The sequence below is a fragment of the Litorisediminicola beolgyonensis genome (genome assembly GCF_042679605.1).
Lineage (GTDB): Bacteria > Pseudomonadota > Alphaproteobacteria > Rhodobacterales > Rhodobacteraceae > Litorisediminicola > Litorisediminicola beolgyonensis.
This window is the reverse complement of record NZ_JBHTMU010000022.1, coordinates 1-20310: the sequence shown is the minus strand read 5'-3', so window position 1 is coordinate 20310 and position 20310 is coordinate 1. Positions and strand designations below refer to the sequence as shown.

The window sequence follows — 20310 nt, the reverse complement described above, 5'->3', positions numbered from 1 at the left end:
GGCGCAGGCCGGAGCGTCCGGGCTCAGCCTCCTGTGCGCGAAAGCACAACGAAGCAGATCACCGCGAGGATCGCCGAGACCGTCTGCCAGAACCGCTCGGGATTGCGCTCGGCAAGCGGCACGTGGCGCGCGGCGCGATATCCCGCCCCCGGTCGGGCCAGATCAGCGGTCAGTTCGCTGAGCGCGTCGTAGCGCCGGAGCGGGTCGGGATGCACCGCCCGCCGCAGGGCGGTGTCGATCCAGTCGGGCACGCCGCTCGTGTCGTCGCGGGCCGAACGGTAGCGGAGCCGCCGCTGATCGGCGCGCGACTGGATGCGCGCCACCTCGGCCCCGTAGGGCAGCCGACCGGTCAGCATCTCGTAGGCGATCACGCCCAGCGCATATTGATCGGAGCGCCACGAGACGATGTCGCCCGAGAGGTATTCCGGCGCGGTGTACTGGAAGGTGCCGGGCATCTCGCCCAGAAGGCCCGGCGCTGCCTCTTCGACGCCCGCCACCCGGACCGAGCCGAGATCGACGATCCGCAGGGTGCCGTCGCGATCGATCAGGATGTTCTCTGGCCGCAGGTCCTGGTGGATCATCTCGCGCCGATGCAATGCCCTGAGACCCGCCGCGGTTTGCGAGACGATGTCGCGGACCTGATCGAGCGTCGGCCTGGGGTGGTCCGTCATCCACTGGCGCAGGCTCACCCCGTCGATCCAGGCGCTCACGGCATAGAAGCTGGTGCGGTCGGCGGGCGCGTCGGCGGCGGAGAGAAGATGCGGAGAGGCGGCGCGCCGGGCGACCCATTCCTCCATCGCGAAGCGGCGCCGCGCGGCGGGGTCCCCGAGGATGTCGCTCCCGGGGATCTTGATCGCGACGCGCGCGCCATCAGGGGCTTCGGCGAGGAACACGTGGCTGCGGGCACTGGCATGGACCTGCCGGATGATCCGGAACCCGTCGAGCCTGTCCCCTGCCCCGGGCAGGCTCGGCGCGGGGCGCTCTGCGAGATCGGGAACGAACTCCATGCTCTCGGGCAGGCCGTCGACGCGCAGGATCTGGACGGTGAGATTGTCGCCGCTGCCCCGCGCCAGCGCCGTCTCGGCGAGGCTCCGGGCCGCGCTGTCCAGATCGGCCTCGGCGAGCGCGCGCGCGACGTCGCGACCGTCGACATGCTCGTGGATGCCGTCGGTGGTCAGAAGGAAGACGTCGCCCTGCGCGAGAGGCACGCGGCGGCAATCGATCTCGAGATCCGGCGCCGCTCCGAGGGCGCGGCCGAGATAGCTTTCGGTCGCGGACAGCGTGACGCGGTGGTCCTGCGTCAGCGGCTCGAGCGCCGTGCCCACAAGCCGCGTCACCCGGCTGTCCCCGACATTGAAGACATGCGCCTCGCGCCCCTTGAGGATCAGCGCCGCGAGCGTAGTCACGCGACCGGCATTGATGTCGCCGACCGAGGTGTTCTGCCCGTGAAGCCAGGCATTGGTCGCCGCGATCACGCGGCTGGCCGCGCTGCGCACGCTCCAGCTGTCGGGCGTGGCGTAGTAATCCGTCAGTAGGCTTTTGACCGCCGTCTCGGCCGCCTCGCCGCTGACCGCGCTGGTGCTGATGCCGTCGGCGACAGCGAGCGCGATGCCCTTCAAACGCAGCTCGGCGCCGGTCGGGACCATGGCGCCGTGAAAATCCTGATTGAGAGGCTTTGCTCCGGCCGAGGAAAACTGGCCGATGGAGACCGCAAGCTCGGTCACGCCCCGACTGTCTTTCGGCATATGCGCACCTCTCAGAAAAGGACGGGCCCCGCCTGAGCGGGACCCGGTCGGTCGCTCATTCGGCGGGCATGGACGAGAAGTCGTCATTGCGCGACAGCGCCGCGTTGCGCTTGGGCGACTCGCGGAAGTGGGTCATGTAGATCATGCCGCCCACAAAGGTCAGGCCGCCCACGAGGTTGCCGAGGATCACCGGGATCTCGTTGTAGGCGAGATAGTCGAACCAAGTGAAATTGCCGCCCAGCATGATGCCCGAGGGGAAGAGGAACATGTTCACGATGGAATGCTCGAAGCCCAGGTAGAAGAACACCAGGATCGGCATCCACATCGCCATGATCTTGCCCGAGACCGAGTTCGACATCATCGCTGCGACGACGCCGGTCGAGACCATCCAGTTGCACATGACCGCGCGCACGAACACGGTCAGCATGCCCGCGGCGCCCGCAGCGGCATAGCCCACGGTCCGGCTCTCGCCGATCACGCCGATCTTCTGGCCGACGGCGTTGGGCTCCTGGCTGAAGCCCATGGTGAAGATGATCGCCATCATGACGGCGGTGGTCATCGCGCCCGCGAAGTTGCCGACGAAGACGAGGCCCCAGTTGCGGAAGACGCCGCCCCAGCTCACGCCCGGCCGCTTGGCCAGAAGCGCCAGCGGCGCCAGGGTGAAGACGCCGGTCAGAAGGTCGAAGCCCAGGAGGTAGAGCATGCAGAAGCCCACCGGGAAGAGCAGCGAGGCCACGAGGAAATTGCCGGTATTGACCGCGATGGTGACGGCGAAGGCCGCCGCAAGCGCGAGGATCGCCCCGGCCATGTAGGCGCGGATCAGCGTGTCCTTGGTCGACATGAAGACTTTGGATTCACCGGCATCGACCATCTTGGCCGCGAATTCCTTGGGAGTGATATACGACATCGCGTATTCCTTTCAGGAGAGTTCGGAGCCTGTGATCAGGCGCCAGGGTGGAGTTGGAGGTAGATGTCCCGGCCCTCGAGCCGGACGGGATAGGTGGCGGTCCGCCCCTCGTCGGCGCCTTCGGCGGCACCGGTCGAAAGCGAGATCACCCAGTTGTGCAGGGGGCACGTGACGCATCCGTCATGCACGATCCCCTGGCTCAGGGGCCCGTTCTTGTGCGGGCATCGGTCTTCGAGCGCGAAGACCCTGTCATCGGCGGTCCGGAACACGGCGATCGTCGTCTCGCCCGAGAGCACGCAGCGCGCGCCTTGCTGCGGAATGTCGTCGATGGAGCCGATGAGGCGCCAACCGAGATCGGTGGACGAGAGCGAGACATTCATTCTGCGGGCTCCATCGCCATCGGCGCGCCGAGGACGGCCATCGGTTTGAACTCGTGCTTGTCCACGCCCGAGACGCGCTCGGACCAGGGGTCGGTCTGGCTGAAGGTCTGGGAGAGGACGAAGCGGTCGTAATGGGCGCGGCGCTGGTCGAGATCGTCGAAGACCGCCGCCTTCACGGTGTCGTAGCCGACCCGCGCCGCCCATTTGTAAATGCGTTCGAGATAGAAGCCCTGCTCGCGATACATCTGGGTGAGCGCGCCGCAGAGCTCGATCACCTCCTCTTCGGTCTTCACCAGCCCGAGCGAGGTCGTGCCCAGGATGTGCAGGCCCGCCGCGCCGCCATAGACGATCTCGAAGCCGCTCTCGACGCAGACGACACCGATATCCTTGCAGGTCGCCTCGGCGCAGTTGCGCGGGCAGCCCGAGACCGCGAGCTTGACCTTGGCCGGGGTCCAGGAGCCCCAAAGGAATTTCTCGAGCTTGATGCCGAGCCCGGTGGAATCCTGTGTGCCGAACCGGCACCAGGTCGAGCCGACGCAGGTCTTCACGGTCCGAAGACCCTTGGCATAGGCATGCCCCGAGACCAGACCGGCGGCGTTCAGGTCGGCCCAGACCGCGGGCAGATCCTCCTTGCGCACCCCCAGAAGGTCGATCCGCTGGCCGCCGGTCACCTTGACGTCCGGGATCGCGAACTTGTCGACCACATCGGCGATGGCGCGCAGCTCGTCCGACGAGGTCATGCCGCCCCACATCCGCGGCACGACCGAATAGGTCCCGTCCTTCTGGATATTGGCGTGGACGCGCTCGTTGATGAACCGGCTCTGCTGGTCGTCGACATACACGCCGGGCCAGTCGCTCAGCAGGTAGTAGTTCAGCGCGGGGCGGCACTTGGCGCAGCCCTGGGCGGTTGTCCACTCCAGCTCCTGCATGACCGCGGGGATGGATTTCAGGCCCTTGGCCTTGATCAGGCGGCGCACCTCGCCATGGCCGAGATCGGTGCAGCCGCACATGCCCTCGGCCTTTTTCTCGAACCCGTCGCCGAGCGTCAGCGCCAGCACGCCCTCCACGAGCCCCGAGCAGGTCCCGCAGGACGCGCTGGCCTTGGTCTGCGCCCGGACCTCGGACAGCGAGGTCAGGCCCTTTTCGATGATCGCCTTGACGATCCGGCCCTTGCAGACGCCGTTGCAGCCGCAGATCTCGGCGTCGTCGGAGAGGTTGGCAACCGCCGCGAGCGGGTCGGAGGCGGTGCCGCCCTGATAGGCCTGCCCGAAGATCAGCGTATCGCGACAGGCGCTGACATCCTCGCCGGATTTCAGGAGCTCGTTATACCAGGCGCCGTCGGCGACATCGCCATAGAGCACGGCGCCCATGACCCTGTTGCCCTGCAGGACGACGCGGCGATAGCTGCCGCGCGCCGCATCGCGCAGCACCACGTCTTCGCGGTCGGGGCCGTCCGAGAAATCGCCCACGGAATAGAGATTGATCCCGGTGACCTTCAGCTTGGTCGGTGTCTCCGCATGGGCGAAGCGTGCCTCGGCCCCCGTCAGCGTCGCCGCCGCGACCCGGGCCATCTGGTAGAGCGGCGCCACAAGCCCGTAGACCCGGCCATCCACCTCGGTGCATTCGCCGACCGACAGGATATCCGGGTCCGAGGTCCGCATCGCACCATCGGTGACGATCCCGCGACCGGTCTCGAGCCCTGCCTCCTCAGCGAGCGCGATGCTCGGGCGGATGCCCACGGCCATGACCACCAGCGCGGCGTCGATCCAGGTTCCGTCCTCGAGCTCGACCGCCTCGACGGCGGTGTCTCCGAGGATGGCCTTGGTGTTCGCACCGCAGCGCACCTCGACCCCGCGCCGTTCGAGCTCGGCCTGCAGGAGGTATCCGGCCGCGGCGTCGAGCTGGCGCTCCATCAGGGTCGGCATCAGGTGCAGCACGGTGACGTCCATGCCCTGCGCCTTGAGCCCCGCCGCGGCTTCGAGCCCCAGGAGGCCGCCGCCGATCACGACCGCCCTGCCCCCCTTTGCCGCCGCCGCGGTCATCGCCGCGACATCGTCGAGATCGCGATAGGCGACGACGCCGGGAAGATCGTGGCCGGGAACCGGGATGATGAAGGGCGACGAGCCGGTGGCGAAGACGAGCTTGTCGTAGCGGGCGGTGATCCCGCTGGCCCCGGTCACGGTCCTGGCCGCGCGGTCCACGGCGACGACCTTTTCGCCGCGATGGAGGGTCACCTTGTTCCGGGCGTACCAGGCGTCGTCATGGATGACGATGTCCTCGAAGCGCTTCTCGCCCGACAGGACCGGCGACAGCATGATGCGGTCGTAATTGACCCGCGGTTCGGCGTTGAAGATCGTGACGTCGAAGGCGGCGTTCGCCTCGAACAGGTGCTCGAGCATGCGCCCAGGCGCCATGCCGTTGCCGATGATGATGAGCTTCTGCCGTGTCATGGCATCCTCCGGCTCGTTGGTGCGGAACCGGGAGGACCGGGCCGCGGCGGTTTCTGTCAGGGAGGACCGGATGCCATGGGGCAACGCACTCTCCCGCGATCTGAACTGTCAGAGCGTCGAGCAGCGTCGTTGCTGCGTGGCACAAGGCCGATGTGACTGAAATCGCCGCGCCGTTGCGGCTGGAGTGAGGCGCTCGGGCCTCGCTTAAAGATGCGGTATCCGGGAATGTATCAGCGGCGCAATTTCTTTTTTGTCTTCGCGTCCGTTTTCACGCCATCGGACAGAGAGTGCCTGTCGCCTAAGCAGAGTCCACGCGGATTTCGGCGGGTTTGCCCAAGGCATGAGCGAAGAAAGGCGCGCGTCGCCCTTGCCGGGTTTGGCACGCGCGCTAACGGGTCGCGTCCCATCCGGCGTGTCACTAGCGTGAAGACGACTCAGGGCGTCGTGACGGGGGCGTCCGACCGGGAATCGGGGCTCGCGCCGAGCAGAATCGACAGTGTGCGGGGATGGGCGAGTACGGAATCGGCCAGGCTGAGCCGGTCAAGCGATTGATGGAAGGCGTCTTTTGCCTCCTTGAGACCACGGACCAGCCCGCAGGCCCCGGCAAGGATGCAGCTTGAGCAATCGACCAGGGGATCATCGCCCTCCATGAACCTGGCAATCTGCCCGATCCGGATCTCCGCCGCTGGCCGGGCGAGCCTCACCCCGCCGGACCGGCCCCTTGTGCTCTTGAGGAACCCGCCATCGACGAGCTGGGTCACCACTTTCATCAGGTTGCTTTGCGACACACCATGGGCGCGGGTGATCTCGGAGATCGGCACGACCCGGTCCTGATGCGCGCCGAGATAGAGGCAGACGCGAAGCGCGTAATCCGTGAATTTGGACAGATTCATCGGGACCTCGCGCGTTCAACCGGCCGCCACATGCGGAAACGCTTCAAACTTCACGCATGATTTATCGCAGGTCAAGGCTCCTGTGCATGTTACATGGCAACGCCGCCAGAGCGGCCAACCCGCACAGCTCGCGGATGTGTCGAAAAAGGCCCGCGCTCCGGTTCGGAAGCGCGGGCCCGATAGCCTCAGGCCTCCGTGCCCATGGGCAGGTGCCTGCGGCGCTCGCCCGTGGCGGCGAAGAGCGCGTTGGCGATGGCCGGTGACACCGGCGGCACGCCTGGCTCGCCGACGCCGGTGGCGTGAACCGAGAACGGGTGCGGCACGATATGGGTGACCACGGTCGGGAAGTTGTCCGACCGCACGACATCGTAGTCGTAGAAGTTCGACTGCACGACCGCGCCATCCTGGAAGGTGATCCCGGAATGCAGCGCCACGGTCATGCCCATCACCGCCGCGCCCTGCATCTGGCTTTCGATGCGCTCGGGGTTGGCCGCGAAGCCGCAATCGATGGCAAGATGCATCTCGGGCACGGTGATGCGGCCCTCCACCAGCTTCACCTTGGCCGCGCAGGCGACATAGGAGACGAAGCTGCGATGCACGGCGAGGCCGATGCCCTCGCCCTCGGGCAGCTCCTGGCCGTAGCCGATGCCGTCGGCGGCGACGTTCAGCACATGGGCAAGGCGCCCGGTGTCGATCGGGAACTCCTCCATCGGCTCGCCATAGTTCCAGAACTTCTCGGGCAGCCCCGCGGCCACCGGGTCAAGCTGGCGCGGCGCGCCGATCAGGTCGAGCCACATCTGTTTCTGGTCCCGGCCCAACTCCTCGGCCAGTTCGCCGACGAAAGAGCCGATGGCCCAGGCATGGGGAATGTTCGACACCGCCCGGAACCAGCCGATCCGCGTATGCGCGAAGGCCTTGCCGCTTTCGCAGCGGATATTGGCGATGTCGAAGGGCACGTCGGTCATTCCCATCGCCTGTTCGAGCGGCATGACATGGCCCTCGTCCGGCGCGAAGGTCGTCAGGATCGACGGCGCCACCGAGCGGTGGAGCCAGCCCGTCACCTTGTCCTCGTCGTCGAGCGCCACCTCGATCCGTTCGGCCGAGGTCGTGTGGTAGAAGGAGTGCCGGATGTCATCCTCGCGCGTCCATTGCACACGCACCGGCGCGCCGACCTCTTTCGACAGAAGCGCCGCCTCGGTCACGAAATCGGCCTTGGATTTCCGCCCGAACCCGCCGCCCAGAAGCGTCACGTTCACCGTCACCTGCGCGGGGTCCATGCCCAGCGCCTTCGCGGTATCGGTGCGAGTGGTATAGGGGCTCTGGACCGGCGCCCAGATCTCGAGCGTGTCGCCGGTATGGTTGGCGATCGCCGCCGGTGGCTCCATCGGGATATGCGCCATGTGGTTCTGCGTATAGGTCCGCGTGAAGGTCCGCGCCGCGCCTGCCATCGCCGCGTCGACATCGCCCTGCGTCCGCGCGGGCGTGCCCGGGCTTTCGGAGGTGGCGATCATCTCTTCCATGTAGGGCTCGGAATTATACGAGCCGTGCTCGCCGGCCTCCCATTCGATACTAAGCGCATCGCGGCCCTTCATCGCGGCAAAGGTGTTGGTCGCGACGACCGCGATTCCGCCGAGCGGCGCGAATTTCTGCGCCAGCCCGCCATAGGGCAGCTCATGCACGCTCTCGACGCCCGGAACCGCAAGCGCGTCGGTCGCATCATACGAGGCAGCCTTGCCCCCGACGACGGGCGGACGGGCGATCACCGCAACCTTCATCCCGTCGAGCACCACGTCGGCGCCGTAGACGGCTGTGCCCGTCGTGATGTCACGCAGGTCGGTGATCTGGACCTCGCCCTTGCCGATGTAGCGGAACTGGTCCTCGGTCTTGTAGGTTATCTCGTCGTGCTCCGGGACGGGCTGCGCCATGGCGGCCTCGGCCAGATCGCCGAAGCCCATGACCTGCCCCGCGGGGCCCTTGACCTCGTGCATCTCGACGGTGACCTGGTCGGGCTCGACGCCCCATTCGGCAGCCGCGGCGCGGGCCAGCATCGTGCGGACCGATCCGCCGATCTTGCGCGCCGCCTGGATGTGGTGGCGCATCGAGCGCGATCCGTCGGTGTCCTGGTTGCCGTAAGTCGGCTCGTCGCCCGGCGCCTGGACGATGGTCACGCGGTCCCAGTCGGCCTCCATCTCGTCGGCCATGACCATGGGCAGCGAGGTGCGGCTGCCGGTGCCCATCTCGGAGCGGTGGGCGATCAGCGTCACGGTGCCGTCGGCATCGATGGAGACGAAGACGAGCGGATCGTCGACGACGCCGTTGGGCATACCCGTCGCCCCGGTCGCGTAGACGTCGAAGGCGCGCGCGGGCATCGCGTAGGCGGCCAGCGCGAAGGCGCCGGTGGTGCCGAGGAACCCCCGGCGAGAGACCTTGGCGAGGCGCACGGTGTCGGAGACCGTTTCGGTCAGCGGTTCAAGATATTTCAGCATGGCTCAGCTCCCCGTGCTCGCAAGGCGGACCGCCGCGACGATGCGCTGGTAGCAGCCGCAGCGGCAGACATTGCCGGACATCGACGCGAGGATCTCCTCGTCGGTCGGCTTCGGGTTCTCGGCCAGGAGCGAGGCCGCCTGCATGATCTGGCCGGTCTGGCAAAAGCCGCATTGCGGCACGTTCAGATCGCGCCAGGCCACCTGCACGGCGTGGTTGCCGCTGGGGTCGAGACCCTCGATGGTGGTGACCGATCTGCCCTCGACATCCGCGAGCGTGAGCTGGCACGAGCGCTCGGCCTTGCCGTCGACATGCACGGTGCAGGACCCGCAGAGCCCGGCGCCGCAGCCGTATTTCGTTCCAGGCAGCCCCGCGATGTCGCGGATGGCCCAGAGAAGCGGCATGTCGGACGTTTCGGTGAACTCCATTTCGGAGCCGTTCAACATGACCTTTGTCATGATCCCTCCCTGAAAAGTTTTTTGTGGTTAGGTGCTTGGTGGTGAAAGCGGCACGCATGGCGCGCACCGGGGAATCAAAATTCTTAATCAGCTTAACACGATTTTCCGCGCATAGAGCCCGCCAAGCCATCTGAGAGTGCGCGCGCAACCGCACGCGCGCCCACGCGCGCGCCGAAGCGCCGCTTCAAACGAAACGCTTGTCTTCCTGTTTCGCCGATGCCGTCAGAGCGGGCGTCAGCCCGCTCCCGTCAGCGCCGGGGCACCAAGATCAGGCGCCCAAACGGCAGTAGAGACCGGCCGCGAGGCGCGCGCGTTCGACCAGGCTGTCGATCTCGATATGCTCGCCCAGCGTGTGCAGCCCCTGCCCGCGGACGCCGATGGAATCGAGCGTCGGCAGGCCGAGCGCGCCGGTGAAATTGCCGTCCGACCCGCCGCCCGCGGAGGCGGCGGACAGGTCGAAGCCAAGCTCCTTGCAGATGTCCTTGGCCATGTCGAAGAGCGCCATCGTGCCCGGCTGATCCGGCTCCCAGATCGGGCGGGTCACGCCGCGCTTCACCTCGAGCACCACGTCGCCCTCATCGGTGCCCAGCGCCAGCATCTTCGCCACGCCCTCGTCCAGAAGCTCCTGGGTCTTGGCCATGCTCAGCACCTCGGCATCGCAGACCGAGGAGACGCAGTTCACCCATGTGCCCGCGTTGAAGACGCCCACCGAAAAGGTGATGTCCTCGCCCGTCATGCCTTCGATCTCGGCGACCTTGCGCGCCATCGCCGCGATGGCCGAGCGGCCCTCGGAGAGCGCCCAGCCCGCGTGGCTGGGGCGGCCCCGTGTCTGAAGGTTGAACCGCGCGATCGCGTAGCGGCCGATCACCGCGCCGCCATCGGGACGCGCCGGTTCGGGAACGAGGATGTACTTGTGCCGCTTGGCCTCGGTCTCGATCAGGTCGCGCGTCGCGGGCGTGCCGATCTCCTCGTCCGGCGTGAAGAGCACGGTGATCGGCAGGGGCGTCTCGATCCCGGCGGCGAGAATTTTGCGGATCGCGTCGAGATAGACGTAGTTGCCGCCCTTCATGTCCATGAGACCGGGCCCGTAGCAAATCCCGCCCTCGCGGCGGAACGGCAGCACCTTGAGCGTGCCGAGCGGATGCACGGTATCGAGATGGCCGAGAAGGAGAATGCCGCCCTCGCCCTGACGGGGATGCGGGATCTCGGCGCGCAGGCTGTCGCCCAGCCCCATCCGGCCCGGGATACGCTCGGTCCGGGCGCCGAGTGCGGCGAGATCGTAATGCGCGACATCCATCATCCGGTTGACGGCCGCTGCGTCGAAGGTCGGGCTCTCGGTCTCGATCCAGGGGCGGAGGCCGTGGAGCATCTCCTCGGTGTCGAAGGGCAGCGAAAGCGGGTCGGCGGTCATGGGCAGTCTCCTATTGGTCCCGGACGAGCAGCGCGGTCCGGGGTCTTGTCGTGTCGATTTGCGGACGAGCCGCCGGTTCAGTCAGCCCCCGCCAGCGGCAGACGGCGTTCGACGATGCGGGCATAGATCGAGGCGCCGACGGGAAGGATCGCGTCGTCGAGAACGAAGCCCGGATTGTGGAGCGGCACGGTGCCGGCATGGCCGACGCGGATATAGGCGCCGGGCACCTGCTTCAGCATGTCGGCGAAATCCTCCGATCCGGTCATCTGCTCGTCGGTGATCCGCGCGTGGTCCGGGCCGACGATATCGGCGGCGGCGGCGACATATTCCTCGGAGAGCGCGGGATCGTTCATCAGCACGTCGAAGACATTGCGCGTCTCGCACTCGATCTCGATCCCGTAGGCCGCGGCAAGGCCCGAGCAGAGCTCCTTCATCCGCGCCTCGGCCATCGCGATCACGTCCTCGTGGAAATAGCGGATGGTCCCGGCGATCGTGGCGGTGGCCGGGACGACGTTATAGGCGGTGCCCGCCTGGAACTTGGTGACCGACAGGACGATGGGCTTCGTCGGCGGCGTGTTGCGGCTGACCACGCTTTGGAGCTGCTGGACGAGCGCGGTGCCGATGACAATCGGGTCTTTCGACTGGTGCGGCATCGCCGCGTGGCTGCCGGTTCCGCGCACGGTGATGTCGAAGAAGGACGCGCCCGCCATCGCCGGTCCCGGCGTCACCATCGCCTCGCCCGGGCGGCCGTTGGGCATGTTGTGCATCCCGTAGCACTCGTCGACCGGGAACTGCTCGAAGAGCCCGTCCGCAATCATCTGCCGTGCGCCGCCCAAGCCCTCTTCGGCGGGTTGGAAGATCAGGACCGCGGTGCCCGCGAATTCCCGCGTCGCTGCGAGGTAGCGCGCCGCGCCCAGAAGCATGGTCGTATGTCCGTCATGCCCGCAGGCATGCATCTTGCCGGGATGGGTCGAGGAAAAATCCACGCCCGAGGCCTCGTCGATGGGCAGCGCGTCCATGTCGGCGCGCAGTCCGACGCGGCGGTTGCCCTCGGCCTTGCCGTGGATCAGCGCCACCACGCCGGTGCCGCCGAGACCGCGATGGATCTCGTCGACGCCGTAGCTCTCCAGGGCCTCGGCGACCTTGGCCGAGGTCCGCGTCTCCTCGAAGCCGAGCTCGGGATGGGCGTGCAGGTCATGCCGGATCTCGGTCAGGTCGTTGGCAAACCCGGCGATGGCGGGGATGACACTCATGCGGAAACTCCTGGTCTGGGCGTGCTCTCGAGCGCGCGGAAGCGGGCGAAATCCCAATGGCGGCCGGGCGCGGCGTAGATCAGGCTTTTCGTGTAGCTGTGCTGCGGGTCGCCGAGGACGCGGGCCGCAGGCCCCTGCTCGACCACCTCGCCTTTCTGCATCACCAGAACGTCGTCGCAGATCTGGGCAGCGACGCGCAGGTCATGGGTGATGAAGAGCATGGCGATGCCGAAGCGCGCCTGCACCTCTTCGAGAAGATCGAGCACCTGCGCCTGCACGCTCACGTCGAGCGCCGAGACGGCCTCGTCGGCGACCAGCACGTCGGGCTGCATCGCGACCGCGCGGGCGATGGCGATACGCTGGCGCTGACCGCCCGAGAACTGGTGCGGGTAGCGGTCGAGCGCATCGCGGGGCAGCCCCACGATCTCCATCAGCTCGGCGGCGCGCGCCATGGCATCGGCACGGGAGGTGCCGAAATTCACCGGTCCCTCGCAGAGGCTGCGCCCGACGGTCCAGCGCGGATTGAGCGACCGATAGGGATCCTGGAAGACGATCTGGAAATGCCGCCGGTGCGGCCGAAGCGCGCGCCGCGACAGATGGGCGATCTCCTCTCCGGCAAGGTCGATCCTGCCCTCGGTCGGCTCGATCAGCCGCATGATGCAGCGCGCCACGGTGGATTTCCCGGACCCGCTCTCGCCCACGATGCCGAGGGTGCGGCCGGGCCTGAGGTCGAAACTCACGTTCTTCGCGGCGCGGACGCCCGCGGATTTGCGGAAGAACCCGCCGCCGCCATAGCTCATGCCAAGATCCGTGACGGTCAGAACGGTCTCCTCGGACGCCGCCTCGCGCGCGTCGCGCGGCGTCAGGCTCGGCACCGCTTCGAGGAGCTTCCGCGTATAAGGCTCCTTGGGATCGGTCAGAAGCGCGCGGATCGGCGCCCGCTCGACGATCCGGCCCTGCTGCATAACGCTGACGGTGTCGGCGATCTCGGCCACGACGCCCATGTCATGGGTGATGAAGAGAACCGCCGTGCCGTGGCGCTCCTGCATCTCGGAGATGAGCTTGAGGATCTGCAGCTGCGTGGTCACGTCGAGCGCCGTGGTCGGCTCGTCCGCGATCAGGAGATCGGGGTCGAGCACCAGCGCCATCGCGATCATGATCCGCTGCCGCTGACCGCCCGAAAGCTGGTGCGGGAACGATCCGTAGACCCGCTCCACATCGGGCAGGTGCACATCGCGCATGATCTGAAGCGTCCGCTCGCGCGCGGCGCTTTTCGACAGATCGGTGTGCATGGCCAGCACCTCTTCGATCTGCTCGCCGACGCGCAGCACCGGGTTCAGCGCGGTCATCGGCTCCTGGAAGATCATCGCGATCCGCTGCGCGCGCAGCTCGCGCATCTTGCCCGGGCTGGCGGCGGTGATCTCGGTGCCCTCGAGGTCGATCAGCCCGCCAGAGACCTCGAGCGCGCCTTTCGGCAGAAGCCCCATGACCGCAAGCGAGGTCACGGATTTGCCCGAGCCGCTTTCGCCGACGAGGCAATGCGTCTCGCCCGCATGGATATCGAGGTCGATCCCGTCGAGCACGGGCGCCGCGTTGGGACGGTCGCTGAGCGCGACCTTCAGGTTGCGGATCTTCAGGATGCGGCGGGCATCGGCGAATTCGCGGTTCTTGAACTCCATCTCACGCCTCCCGTTTCTTGAGGCGCGGATCGAGAAGGTCACGCGCGGTGTCGCCGAGGAGGTTGATCGACAGGATGCAGAGCGACAGCATCAGCCCCGGCCAGAAGATCAGCCCCGGCTTGATCTGGAAGTAGGTCCGCCCCTCGGCCATGATGTTCCCCCAGGTCGGAATTTCGGTGGAGACGCCTGCGCCGAGGAAGCTCAGGATCGCCTCGATCAGGATCGCGGAGGCGCAGATATAGGTGCCCTGCACGATCAGCGGCGCGAGCGTGTTGGGCATGAGGTGCTGGATCAGGATCTTCGGCATCGACGAGCCCAGAGCGATCGCCGCCTCGACATAGGGTTCCTCGCGGGCGCTCAGCACCACCGAGCGGACGAGGCGCACGACGCGCGGAACCTCGGGGATGGTGATGGCGAGGATCACCGAGGTCAGGCTCGGACCGTTGAGCGCGACCAGGGCGATGGCTAGAAGGATCGCCGGGATCGCCATGAGGCTGTCCATGATCCGCATGATGATGCCGTCGACCGCGCGGAAGAAGCCGGCAACAAGTCCGATGGCCAGACCGATCAGGACGCTCACGATTGCCGTCGCGATCCCGATCAAGAGCGAGACGCGCCCGCCATACATGACCCGGCTGAACGTATCCCGCCCGAACTGGTCGGTGCCGAGCAGATGGTCCGAAGACGGCGGCTTCAACCGGGACGTTGCCTCCATCGCGAGCGGGTCATAGGGCACGCAAAACGGCGCGAGGAGCGCGGCGAGGACGATGGCCGCGAGCATGAGCGCGGCGAGGACCGGCCCGGCCCCGATCCGCGCGTTCGCGGGCAGGGAAAAGAGGCCCGTGAGCACCTGGAAGGCGCTGTGCCGGGATGAGGGGATCTCTGTCATGTCAGTAACGGATCCTCGGATCGAAGAAGGAATAGGAGATGTCGACCAGCAGGTTGACCAAGACGTAGATGCCCGCCGTGAAGAGGATCATCGCCTGGATCACCGGGTAGTCGCGGGCGAGGATCGCATCGACCGTCAGCCGCCCGATCCCGGGAATGTTGAAGACGCTCTCGGTCACCACCACCCCCGAGATCAGGAGCGCGAAGCCGGTGCCGATGATCGTCAGGATCGGCACCGCGGCGTTTCTCAGCGCATGGCGGAAGAGCACGAGGTTCTCCCGCACGCCCTTGGCACGGGCGGTGCGGATGTAATCCTCGCCCAGCACCTCGAGCATGGAGGCGCGGGTCATCCGGGCGATTAGGGCGACATAGATCGTGGCCAGCGTCAGCGCGGGCAGGATCGCGCGGGCAAAGAACGGCCCCAACCCGTCGGCGGGAGAGGCATAGCCCTGCACCGGCAGCCAGCGCAGCTCGATGGCGAAGATCTGGATCAGGATGTAGCCGATCACGAAGACCGGGACCGAGAAGCCCAGGACCGAGAAGGACATCACCAGGAAGTCCACCCAGGTCCGGTGCCGCCAGGCTGCGACGACCCCCATCGGCACCGCCAACGCCACCGAGATCACGATGGTCAGGACGGCGATGTTGATCGTGGGGCCGATCCGGTCGCCGATCATCCCCGCCACCTCGGTGTTGGAAATGAGCGAGGTGCCGAAATCGCCCTTCAGCATCTGCCCGACCCAGGTGAAGAACTGGACGTAGAGCGGGTCGTTCAGCCCCAGCCGGTCGCGGATGCGTTCAAGCTGCGCCGGGGTGGCGGCGTCCCCGGCGAGGATCGCGGCCGGATCGCCGGGCGTCAGCCGCAACAGCAGGAAGACGAAGATGGCGACGATCACCATCACGGGGATCGTGGCGAGTATCCGTTTCAGGATGTAGGCGAACATGCGCGCTCCTGGGAGATCGGGGGCATCGGGTCAGGTCTTGGGCAGGATGCCGGGGCGCGCGCGTGACGCCCCCCGGCGGTTGGCCTCAGTCGGCCTTGGTCATGTTCCAGAAGACCGGCACCGGCGACGGGATCATGTTCTCGATCTTGGTCGAGCGCGCCTGCGGGATCAGGTACTCGCCCATCATGATGTAGTTCACGTTGTCGAGCACATGCTCCTGGATCCGGACCGCGATCTCCTTCTGGGTCTCGGCATCGGTCGCCGCGACGAACTCGGAGCGCATCGCCTCGATCTCCTCGTCGGTCGGCCAGCCGAACCAGGCGTCGTCGCCGCGGCCGTTGACCATCACGTTGATCAGCGGGTCCGAGATCTCGGGCACCATCCAGTTGGTGAAGAACATGTTCCAGCCGCCCTCGGCGGGCGGAAGCTGCTGGGCGCGCCGCTGGACGACCGTCTGCCAGTCCATCGACTGGAGATCGACCTCGAACCCGGCCTCGCGGAGCGCCTGCGCCGCAACCACGGGCTGGTTGACGAGGCTGACGACGTCGGTCGGCGCCATCAGCACGATGGGCGTGCCGTCATAGCCCGCCTCTTCCAGAAGCGCCTTGGCCTTCTCGGGATCAGCGCCGCCGGTCACGATCTCGGAGCCGCTCTCGTCCCCGAGGGGCGTGGCGCAGCCGAAGATCGCGCCGCAGACGTTGTAGTATTCGGGATCGCCCTGCATCGTCGCCAGCATCGATTCCTGGTCGAGCGCGGCAAGCGCGGCCTGGCGCACGAGCTTGTTGTCGAACGGCGGGTGCAGGTGGTTCGGGCGGCCGATGGTCACGTAACCCAGCGGGTCGCGCATCTCGACGACGACATCCGGAGACGCCTCGAGGATCGGCAGGAGGTCGATCTGCACCTGCTCGAGATAGTCGATCTCGCCATTGGTGAGCGCGTTGATCGCCGTGACGTTGTCCGGCATCGTCGTCCAGACGACCTTGTCGACATTGACGACCTTGCCACCCGCCATCCAGGACGGCTCACCCTCGCGCGGCACGTAATCGTCGAACTTCTCGTAGGTGACCGAGACGCCGGGCTCGTATTCCTCCTCGTTGAAGACGAACGGACCGGAGCCGACATATTCGGTGATGGTCTCGTCCGGCGAGGTCTCGGCGACGCGCGCGGGCATGATGAAAGGCGGCACCGCCGACTGCTTCGAGATCACGTCCATCAGGGGCGCGAAGGGCTCGCTGAGGGTCCAGACGACGGTCTTGTCGTCGGGTGCCTCGAGGCTTGCGGTCACGTCGAAGATCAGCTGCCCGCCGGAATCGCGCTTGCCCCAGCGCTGGAGCGAGGCGACGACATCCGCGCCCGTCACCGGCGCGCCGTCATGGAACATGAGGCCGTCGCGCAGGGTGAAGGTGTAGGTGAGCCCGTCCTCGGAGACCTCCCAATCCGCCATCTGCGGCTGCGGCTTGAAGTCCGCGTCCACGGCGGTCAGCACGTCATAGATCATGTAGCCGTGGTTGCGGGTGATGTGGGCCGTGGTGATCACCGGGTCGAGCACCCGAAGGCCCGAATGCATCACCGCGGTGATGGTCTTCTCCTCCTGGGCCGATACCGCGAGCGGCGTCAGGAACGTCGCGCCCGCCAGCACCGCGGCGCGGGTCAGGGTCGTGAAGGGTCGTGTCATCATCTGGGACAGCTCCATGTTGGTGTTCTTTTTAGATGTGTTCGGCAGCGGCGAGGGGTTTCGCCGATGCCTCGCTTGGCGCCGGCGCGACGAAGGCCGGGCCTCCGGGCGACAGGCGCAGTCCCGGTCTCAGCCGGGTAAAGGGAAGGTCCGCCGGGTCGAACGGCATCGGACCGGGTGACAGGGTCACCAGGATCGCGCCCGCGATCGGGGCGAAATCCGCGCGGAAATGGGTGGAACTCTTTACCGATACGAGGCTCATCTCCTCGGGCGCGATGCCGAGGAACCGGAACATCTCGCGGTCCGCGGTCTGCGCGATCCGGCTTGTCACCGCGACGCGCACACCACCGATCCTGAGACAGGCGGACGGCCCGAGATCGAGCTTGGTGCCGCCGTAATAAGGCCCCGAGGCCGTCAGGCGCCCGTCCGAGAGCGCCTCGACCGCCGCGTCGGTCTTGAACGGCGGCGCATCGGGCAGATCGCGATGGCCGCCGAGGCGGCAGGTGATAAGTGCGCCCTGCCCGGCTTCGTGGGCCAGCCTGGCCGTCTCCGGATCGACGATCACGCCGAGCGCGGCATTCTCGACGCCCGCCTCGACCATGGCGCGCAGGATGCCGGTCGTGGCTGAGATGCCCCCCGCGCCGGGATTGTCCTGGGTATCAGCGAGGATCACCGGCCCCGAGGTCCCGGCGCGCTTGAGACGGAGCGCCTCGGCAATCGCCTCCTGGGGCGAAAAGGTCTGCCCGGCGAAGCGATCCTCCGCGGCCTCGTAAAGCGACGCGATCCGGTCGGCCGCGGCATCGGCCTCGGCTTGGGTCTCGGCAAAGGCCACCGCGGTCGGACCGCAATCGGGAATATCGGCGGCGGGAAACCCCATGAAGAGCGAGGTCGACCAGACATCGCCCGCCTCCAGCTCGGCCGTCTGCGTGTAGAGTTCGCGGGCCGGATCGAGATCGGTGCATTGAAACGGGATCGGAACCAGGTAGGACATCCGCCGGAACGCCTTGGCGGGCCGCGTACCGGTCGCCATCATCCTGTCGAGAAGGCGCGCGGCGCGGCGCCCGGTCTCGGCCATGTCGATATGCGGATAGGTCCGGAAGCCGACATAGGCGTCGAGCGCCGCGACCATCGCCGCGCCGATATTGCCGTGCAGATCGAGCGCCGCGACGACCGGCACATCCGGGCCGACTAGCTCGCGCACGCGGCCGGCGAGCTCGGCCTCGCCATCGTCGAGATGCTCGGCCACCATCGCGCCATGCAGATCGAGGAAAACTCCGTCGATCTCTCCCAGGGCGGCGATGCCATCGACGATCCGGCCCGCGATCCGCTCATAGGCGGCGCAGGTCACATGGGCCGACGGGATCGCTCCGGCCCAGAGAATCGGCTGAACCTGCCAGCCACATTCCTGGGCGATCTCGAGCGCGCCGCTGATGCCGAGATTGACGCCCTGCGCGGCCTCGAGAATATCCGCGCCCTCCACCATCGGGATGTAGCCACCGCCGGTCCGAAACGCCTCCACATCCGCACGCACCGGCGCGAAGGTGTTGGTTTCGTGAAGAAATCCAGCGATAGCGACTTTCATGTCTCTCCCTGACCGGAGCGTCATCCGAGCTCTTGGCAAAACGCGAGGCACCCGTATAGTATCGCATTGCGATACCTTGATATCACTTATCGATGGTAGGGGCGCGTTCCGGCACCTGTCAATCGGGGGTACACGAATGAATCACAGCGCTCGGTCGAAGACCCCGGAAACGACCGATTTTTCGGCAAACGACGAGGATCGCCTCTTCGTCCGCTCTGCCGCACGCGCGTTTCAGGTGCTGTCGGCCTTCAACGAGGCGCGCGGTCCGATGAGTCTCTCGGAGATCGCGCAAGCCGCGCAGCTCGACCGATCGGCGGCGCAACGGCTGGTCCACACTTTGCGCAAGCTCGGCTACCTGCGCCGCAGCGAGGGCGACCGCGGCTACCTGCCCGGCCTTCCCGTGCTCGATCACACGCTCGACATGCTGCGCCTCGACCCGCTCGTGCAGCGCGCCACGCCGGTCCTCCTGGAACTTCGCAAGACGATCAAGGAACGGATCGACCTCAGCCTCTTCGACCGGACCCGCATGGTCTACGCCCTGCGCATGCAGAGCAAGCGCGAGACCTTCTATGCGACCCTCGTAGGACATTCCGTGCCGAGCTACTGCACCGCCGGAGGCCGCGCCGCGCTCTCCGCCCTGCCCCGCGACGAAGCCGCGGAGATCGTCCAGGCGTCGGATCTGGACGCGCGCACCAAGGCGACCCTCACCGATCCCGAAGCCATCCTCGCCGCCATCGACGACGCCCGCCGCGACGGCTACGCGGTGGTCCGGGAGGAATACGTGCTGGGCGAGATCGCGCTCGGCCTGCCTCTGGTCATCAACGGCAAGCCGATGGGCGCGATCCATGTCGCGGGCTCATTGTCCGAATGGGAGCCCGAGGGCTTCGTCCACCAGCTGGCCCCCTTCGCGATGGAGGCCTCGCGGGCGATCACCGCCGGGTTCTGAAAAGTCCGGCCTCAGCTGGTTGGGGCAATGGCGATCCCTGAAGGACTCGAACCCTCAACCTGCTGATTAGAAGTCAGCTGCTCTATCCAGTTGAGCTAAGGGACCGCTGCGAGCCGCAATAGCGCAGCCCGCCGGGCCGCGCCAGAGTGTCAGTGCGTCCAGGCGCCCCGACGGTCCACGGCGAAGTTCTCGGCATAGCCGCGCGGGCGCACGTTGAACTTGCGCTCCTTCGGCTCGAAGACCTGCGCGTCGATGCCGTGGTCGCGGGCATATTCGAGCGCCGCTTCCTTGGTCTCGAAGCGCAGCTTGACCTGGCTCTGGGTGTCCGAGGACGAGGTCCAGCCCATCAGCGGATCGATCTCGCGCGCGCTGTCCTGCACGTATTCCAGGACCCAATGCTTCGTCTTGGCCTTGCCGGACGACATGGCGGTCTTTGCAGGACGATAGATCCGAGCGCGCATGGACACCTCCTTGACAGCGGTCGCTGCCCTTATCGGCCAAAGCGCGGCGGGAGACAAGCCGCCGCGGCTTTTACACTCTGAATAGCCCCGCGTCTCTTAGACGCCCTCGTGCCTCAGTTTCTGCTGCCGCTCGAACTCGAGGGGCGACAGCATT

The 20310-nt window shown here is 67.0% G+C and carries 16 protein-coding genes and 1 tRNA gene; 1 reads left to right on the top strand and 16 read right to left on the bottom strand.

Annotated elements, in window-relative coordinates; all coding sequences use genetic code 11:
- Nucleotides 1-23: 23 nt before the first annotated feature.
- The 14 genes from ACFQ4E_RS12770 to ACFQ4E_RS12705 all read right to left on the bottom strand — a co-directional run bounded on the left by ACFQ4E_RS12770 (nt 24) and on the right by ACFQ4E_RS12705 (nt 18749).
- On the bottom strand, nt 24-1745 hold the full coding sequence (locus tag ACFQ4E_RS12770) for a protein kinase domain-containing protein (protein ID WP_386804136.1): 1722 nt from the start codon (nt 1743-1745) through the stop codon (nt 24-26).
- A gap of 55 nt (nt 1746-1800) precedes the next feature.
- Nucleotides 1801-2652 (bottom strand): formate/nitrite transporter family protein, encoded by an 852-nt coding sequence (locus ACFQ4E_RS12765; protein ID WP_386804134.1) that lies wholly within the window; start codon nt 2650-2652, stop codon nt 1801-1803.
- A gap of 35 nt (nt 2653-2687) precedes the next feature.
- A complete protein-coding gene (gene nirD, locus ACFQ4E_RS12760) occupies nt 2688-3032 on the bottom strand; it encodes a nitrite reductase small subunit NirD (RefSeq protein ID WP_386804132.1) in 345 nt (114 codons plus the stop codon).
- Nucleotides 3029-5482, bottom strand: a complete 2454-nt coding sequence (gene nirB / locus ACFQ4E_RS12755) for a nitrite reductase large subunit NirB (protein ID WP_386804130.1) — start codon at nt 5480-5482, stop codon at nt 3029-3031. The genes nirD and nirB overlap by 4 nt, the downstream gene beginning before the upstream one ends.
- Before the next feature lie 434 nt (nt 5483-5916).
- Complete coding sequence (locus ACFQ4E_RS12750) at nt 5917-6375, bottom strand: RrF2 family transcriptional regulator (protein ID WP_386804128.1); 459 nt, start codon at nt 6373-6375, stop codon at nt 5917-5919.
- 185 nt (nt 6376-6560) lie between these two features.
- On the bottom strand, nt 6561-8861 hold the full coding sequence (locus tag ACFQ4E_RS12745) for a xanthine dehydrogenase family protein molybdopterin-binding subunit (RefSeq protein WP_386804126.1): 2301 nt from the start codon (nt 8859-8861) through the stop codon (nt 6561-6563).
- Between the two features lie 3 nt (nt 8862-8864).
- Nucleotides 8865-9317, bottom strand: a complete 453-nt coding sequence (locus ACFQ4E_RS12740) for a (2Fe-2S)-binding protein (protein ID WP_386804124.1) — start codon at nt 9315-9317, stop codon at nt 8865-8867.
- A gap of 268 nt (nt 9318-9585) precedes the next feature.
- Complete coding sequence (locus ACFQ4E_RS12735) at nt 9586-10728, bottom strand: M20/M25/M40 family metallo-hydrolase (protein ID WP_386804123.1); 1143 nt, start codon at nt 10726-10728, stop codon at nt 9586-9588.
- A 77-nt stretch (nt 10729-10805) separates the two neighbouring features.
- Nucleotides 10806-11981, bottom strand: coding sequence for a M20 aminoacylase family protein (locus tag ACFQ4E_RS12730; RefSeq protein WP_386804121.1), 1176 nt, complete (start codon nt 11979-11981; stop codon nt 10806-10808).
- The gene (locus ACFQ4E_RS12725; RefSeq protein WP_386804119.1) at nt 11978-13660 is read right to left on the bottom strand and encodes an ABC transporter ATP-binding protein; all 1683 of its coding nucleotides are present in this window, start codon (nt 13658-13660) and stop codon (nt 11978-11980) included. The genes ACFQ4E_RS12730 and ACFQ4E_RS12725 overlap by 4 nt, the downstream gene beginning before the upstream one ends.
- Nucleotide 13661: 1 nt before the next feature.
- Nucleotides 13662-14549, bottom strand: coding sequence for an ABC transporter permease (locus ACFQ4E_RS12720; RefSeq protein ID WP_386804117.1), 888 nt, complete (start codon nt 14547-14549; stop codon nt 13662-13664).
- 1 nt (nt 14550) lies between these two features.
- Entirely contained in the window at nt 14551-15492 is a 942-nt protein-coding gene (locus tag ACFQ4E_RS12715) for an ABC transporter permease (RefSeq protein WP_386804115.1), read from the bottom strand.
- A gap of 85 nt (nt 15493-15577) precedes the next feature.
- On the bottom strand, nt 15578-17170 hold the full coding sequence (locus tag ACFQ4E_RS12710) for an ABC transporter substrate-binding protein (RefSeq protein ID WP_386804113.1): 1593 nt from the start codon (nt 17168-17170) through the stop codon (nt 15578-15580).
- Nucleotides 17171-17198: 28 nt separating this feature from the next.
- Complete coding sequence (locus ACFQ4E_RS12705) at nt 17199-18749, bottom strand: M81 family metallopeptidase (RefSeq protein ID WP_386804111.1); 1551 nt, start codon at nt 18747-18749, stop codon at nt 17199-17201.
- Between the two features lie 136 nt (nt 18750-18885).
- Between ACFQ4E_RS12705 and ACFQ4E_RS12700 the strand changes: the two genes are divergently transcribed.
- The gene (locus tag ACFQ4E_RS12700; RefSeq protein WP_386804109.1) at nt 18886-19695 is read left to right on the top strand and encodes an IclR family transcriptional regulator; all 810 of its coding nucleotides are present in this window, start codon (nt 18886-18888) and stop codon (nt 19693-19695) included.
- Nucleotides 19696-19723: 28 nt separating this feature from the next.
- On the opposite strand, the gene ACFQ4E_RS12695 is transcribed toward ACFQ4E_RS12700, so the two are convergent.
- Together ACFQ4E_RS12695 and ACFQ4E_RS12690 are read right to left on the bottom strand one after the other, a co-directional pair.
- Nucleotides 19724-19800 (bottom strand) — tRNA-Arg (locus ACFQ4E_RS12695).
- A 44-nt stretch (nt 19801-19844) separates the two neighbouring features.
- A complete protein-coding gene (locus tag ACFQ4E_RS12690) occupies nt 19845-20156 on the bottom strand; it encodes an ETC complex I subunit (RefSeq protein WP_386804107.1) in 312 nt (103 codons plus the stop codon).
- Between the last annotated feature and the right edge of the window lie 154 nt (nt 20157-20310).

Coding starts and splice junctions, on each gene's coding strand:
- ACFQ4E_RS12770 (WP_386804136.1), bottom strand. CDS start 1,745: ATGCCGAAAGACAGTCGGGGCGTGACCGAGCTTGCGGTCTCCATCGGC.
- ACFQ4E_RS12765 (WP_386804134.1), bottom strand. CDS start 2,652: ATGTCGTATATCACTCCCAAGGAATTCGCGGCCAAGATGGTCGATGCC.
- nirD (WP_386804132.1), bottom strand. CDS start 3,032: ATGAATGTCTCGCTCTCGTCCACCGATCTCGGTTGGCGCCTCATCGGC.
- nirB (WP_386804130.1), bottom strand. CDS start 5,482: ATGACACGGCAGAAGCTCATCATCATCGGCAACGGCATGGCGCCTGGG.
- ACFQ4E_RS12750 (WP_386804128.1), bottom strand. CDS start 6,375: ATGAATCTGTCCAAATTCACGGATTACGCGCTTCGCGTCTGCCTCTAT.
- ACFQ4E_RS12745 (WP_386804126.1), bottom strand. CDS start 8,861: ATGCTGAAATATCTTGAACCGCTGACCGAAACGGTCTCCGACACCGTG.
- ACFQ4E_RS12740 (WP_386804124.1), bottom strand. CDS start 9,317: ATGACAAAGGTCATGTTGAACGGCTCCGAAATGGAGTTCACCGAAACG.
- ACFQ4E_RS12735 (WP_386804123.1), bottom strand. CDS start 10,728: ATGACCGCCGACCCGCTTTCGCTGCCCTTCGACACCGAGGAGATGCTC.
- ACFQ4E_RS12730 (WP_386804121.1), bottom strand. CDS start 11,981: ATGAGTGTCATCCCCGCCATCGCCGGGTTTGCCAACGACCTGACCGAG.
- ACFQ4E_RS12725 (WP_386804119.1), bottom strand. CDS start 13,660: ATGGAGTTCAAGAACCGCGAATTCGCCGATGCCCGCCGCATCCTGAAG.
- ACFQ4E_RS12720 (WP_386804117.1), bottom strand. CDS start 14,549: ATGACAGAGATCCCCTCATCCCGGCACAGCGCCTTCCAGGTGCTCACG.
- ACFQ4E_RS12715 (WP_386804115.1), bottom strand. CDS start 15,492: ATGTTCGCCTACATCCTGAAACGGATACTCGCCACGATCCCCGTGATG.
- ACFQ4E_RS12710 (WP_386804113.1), bottom strand. CDS start 17,170: ATGATGACACGACCCTTCACGACCCTGACCCGCGCCGCGGTGCTGGCG.
- ACFQ4E_RS12705 (WP_386804111.1), bottom strand. CDS start 18,749: ATGAAAGTCGCTATCGCTGGATTTCTTCACGAAACCAACACCTTCGCG.
- ACFQ4E_RS12700 (WP_386804109.1), top strand. CDS start 18,886: ATGAATCACAGCGCTCGGTCGAAGACCCCGGAAACGACCGATTTTTCG.
- ACFQ4E_RS12690 (WP_386804107.1), bottom strand. CDS start 20,156: ATGCGCGCTCGGATCTATCGTCCTGCAAAGACCGCCATGTCGTCCGGC.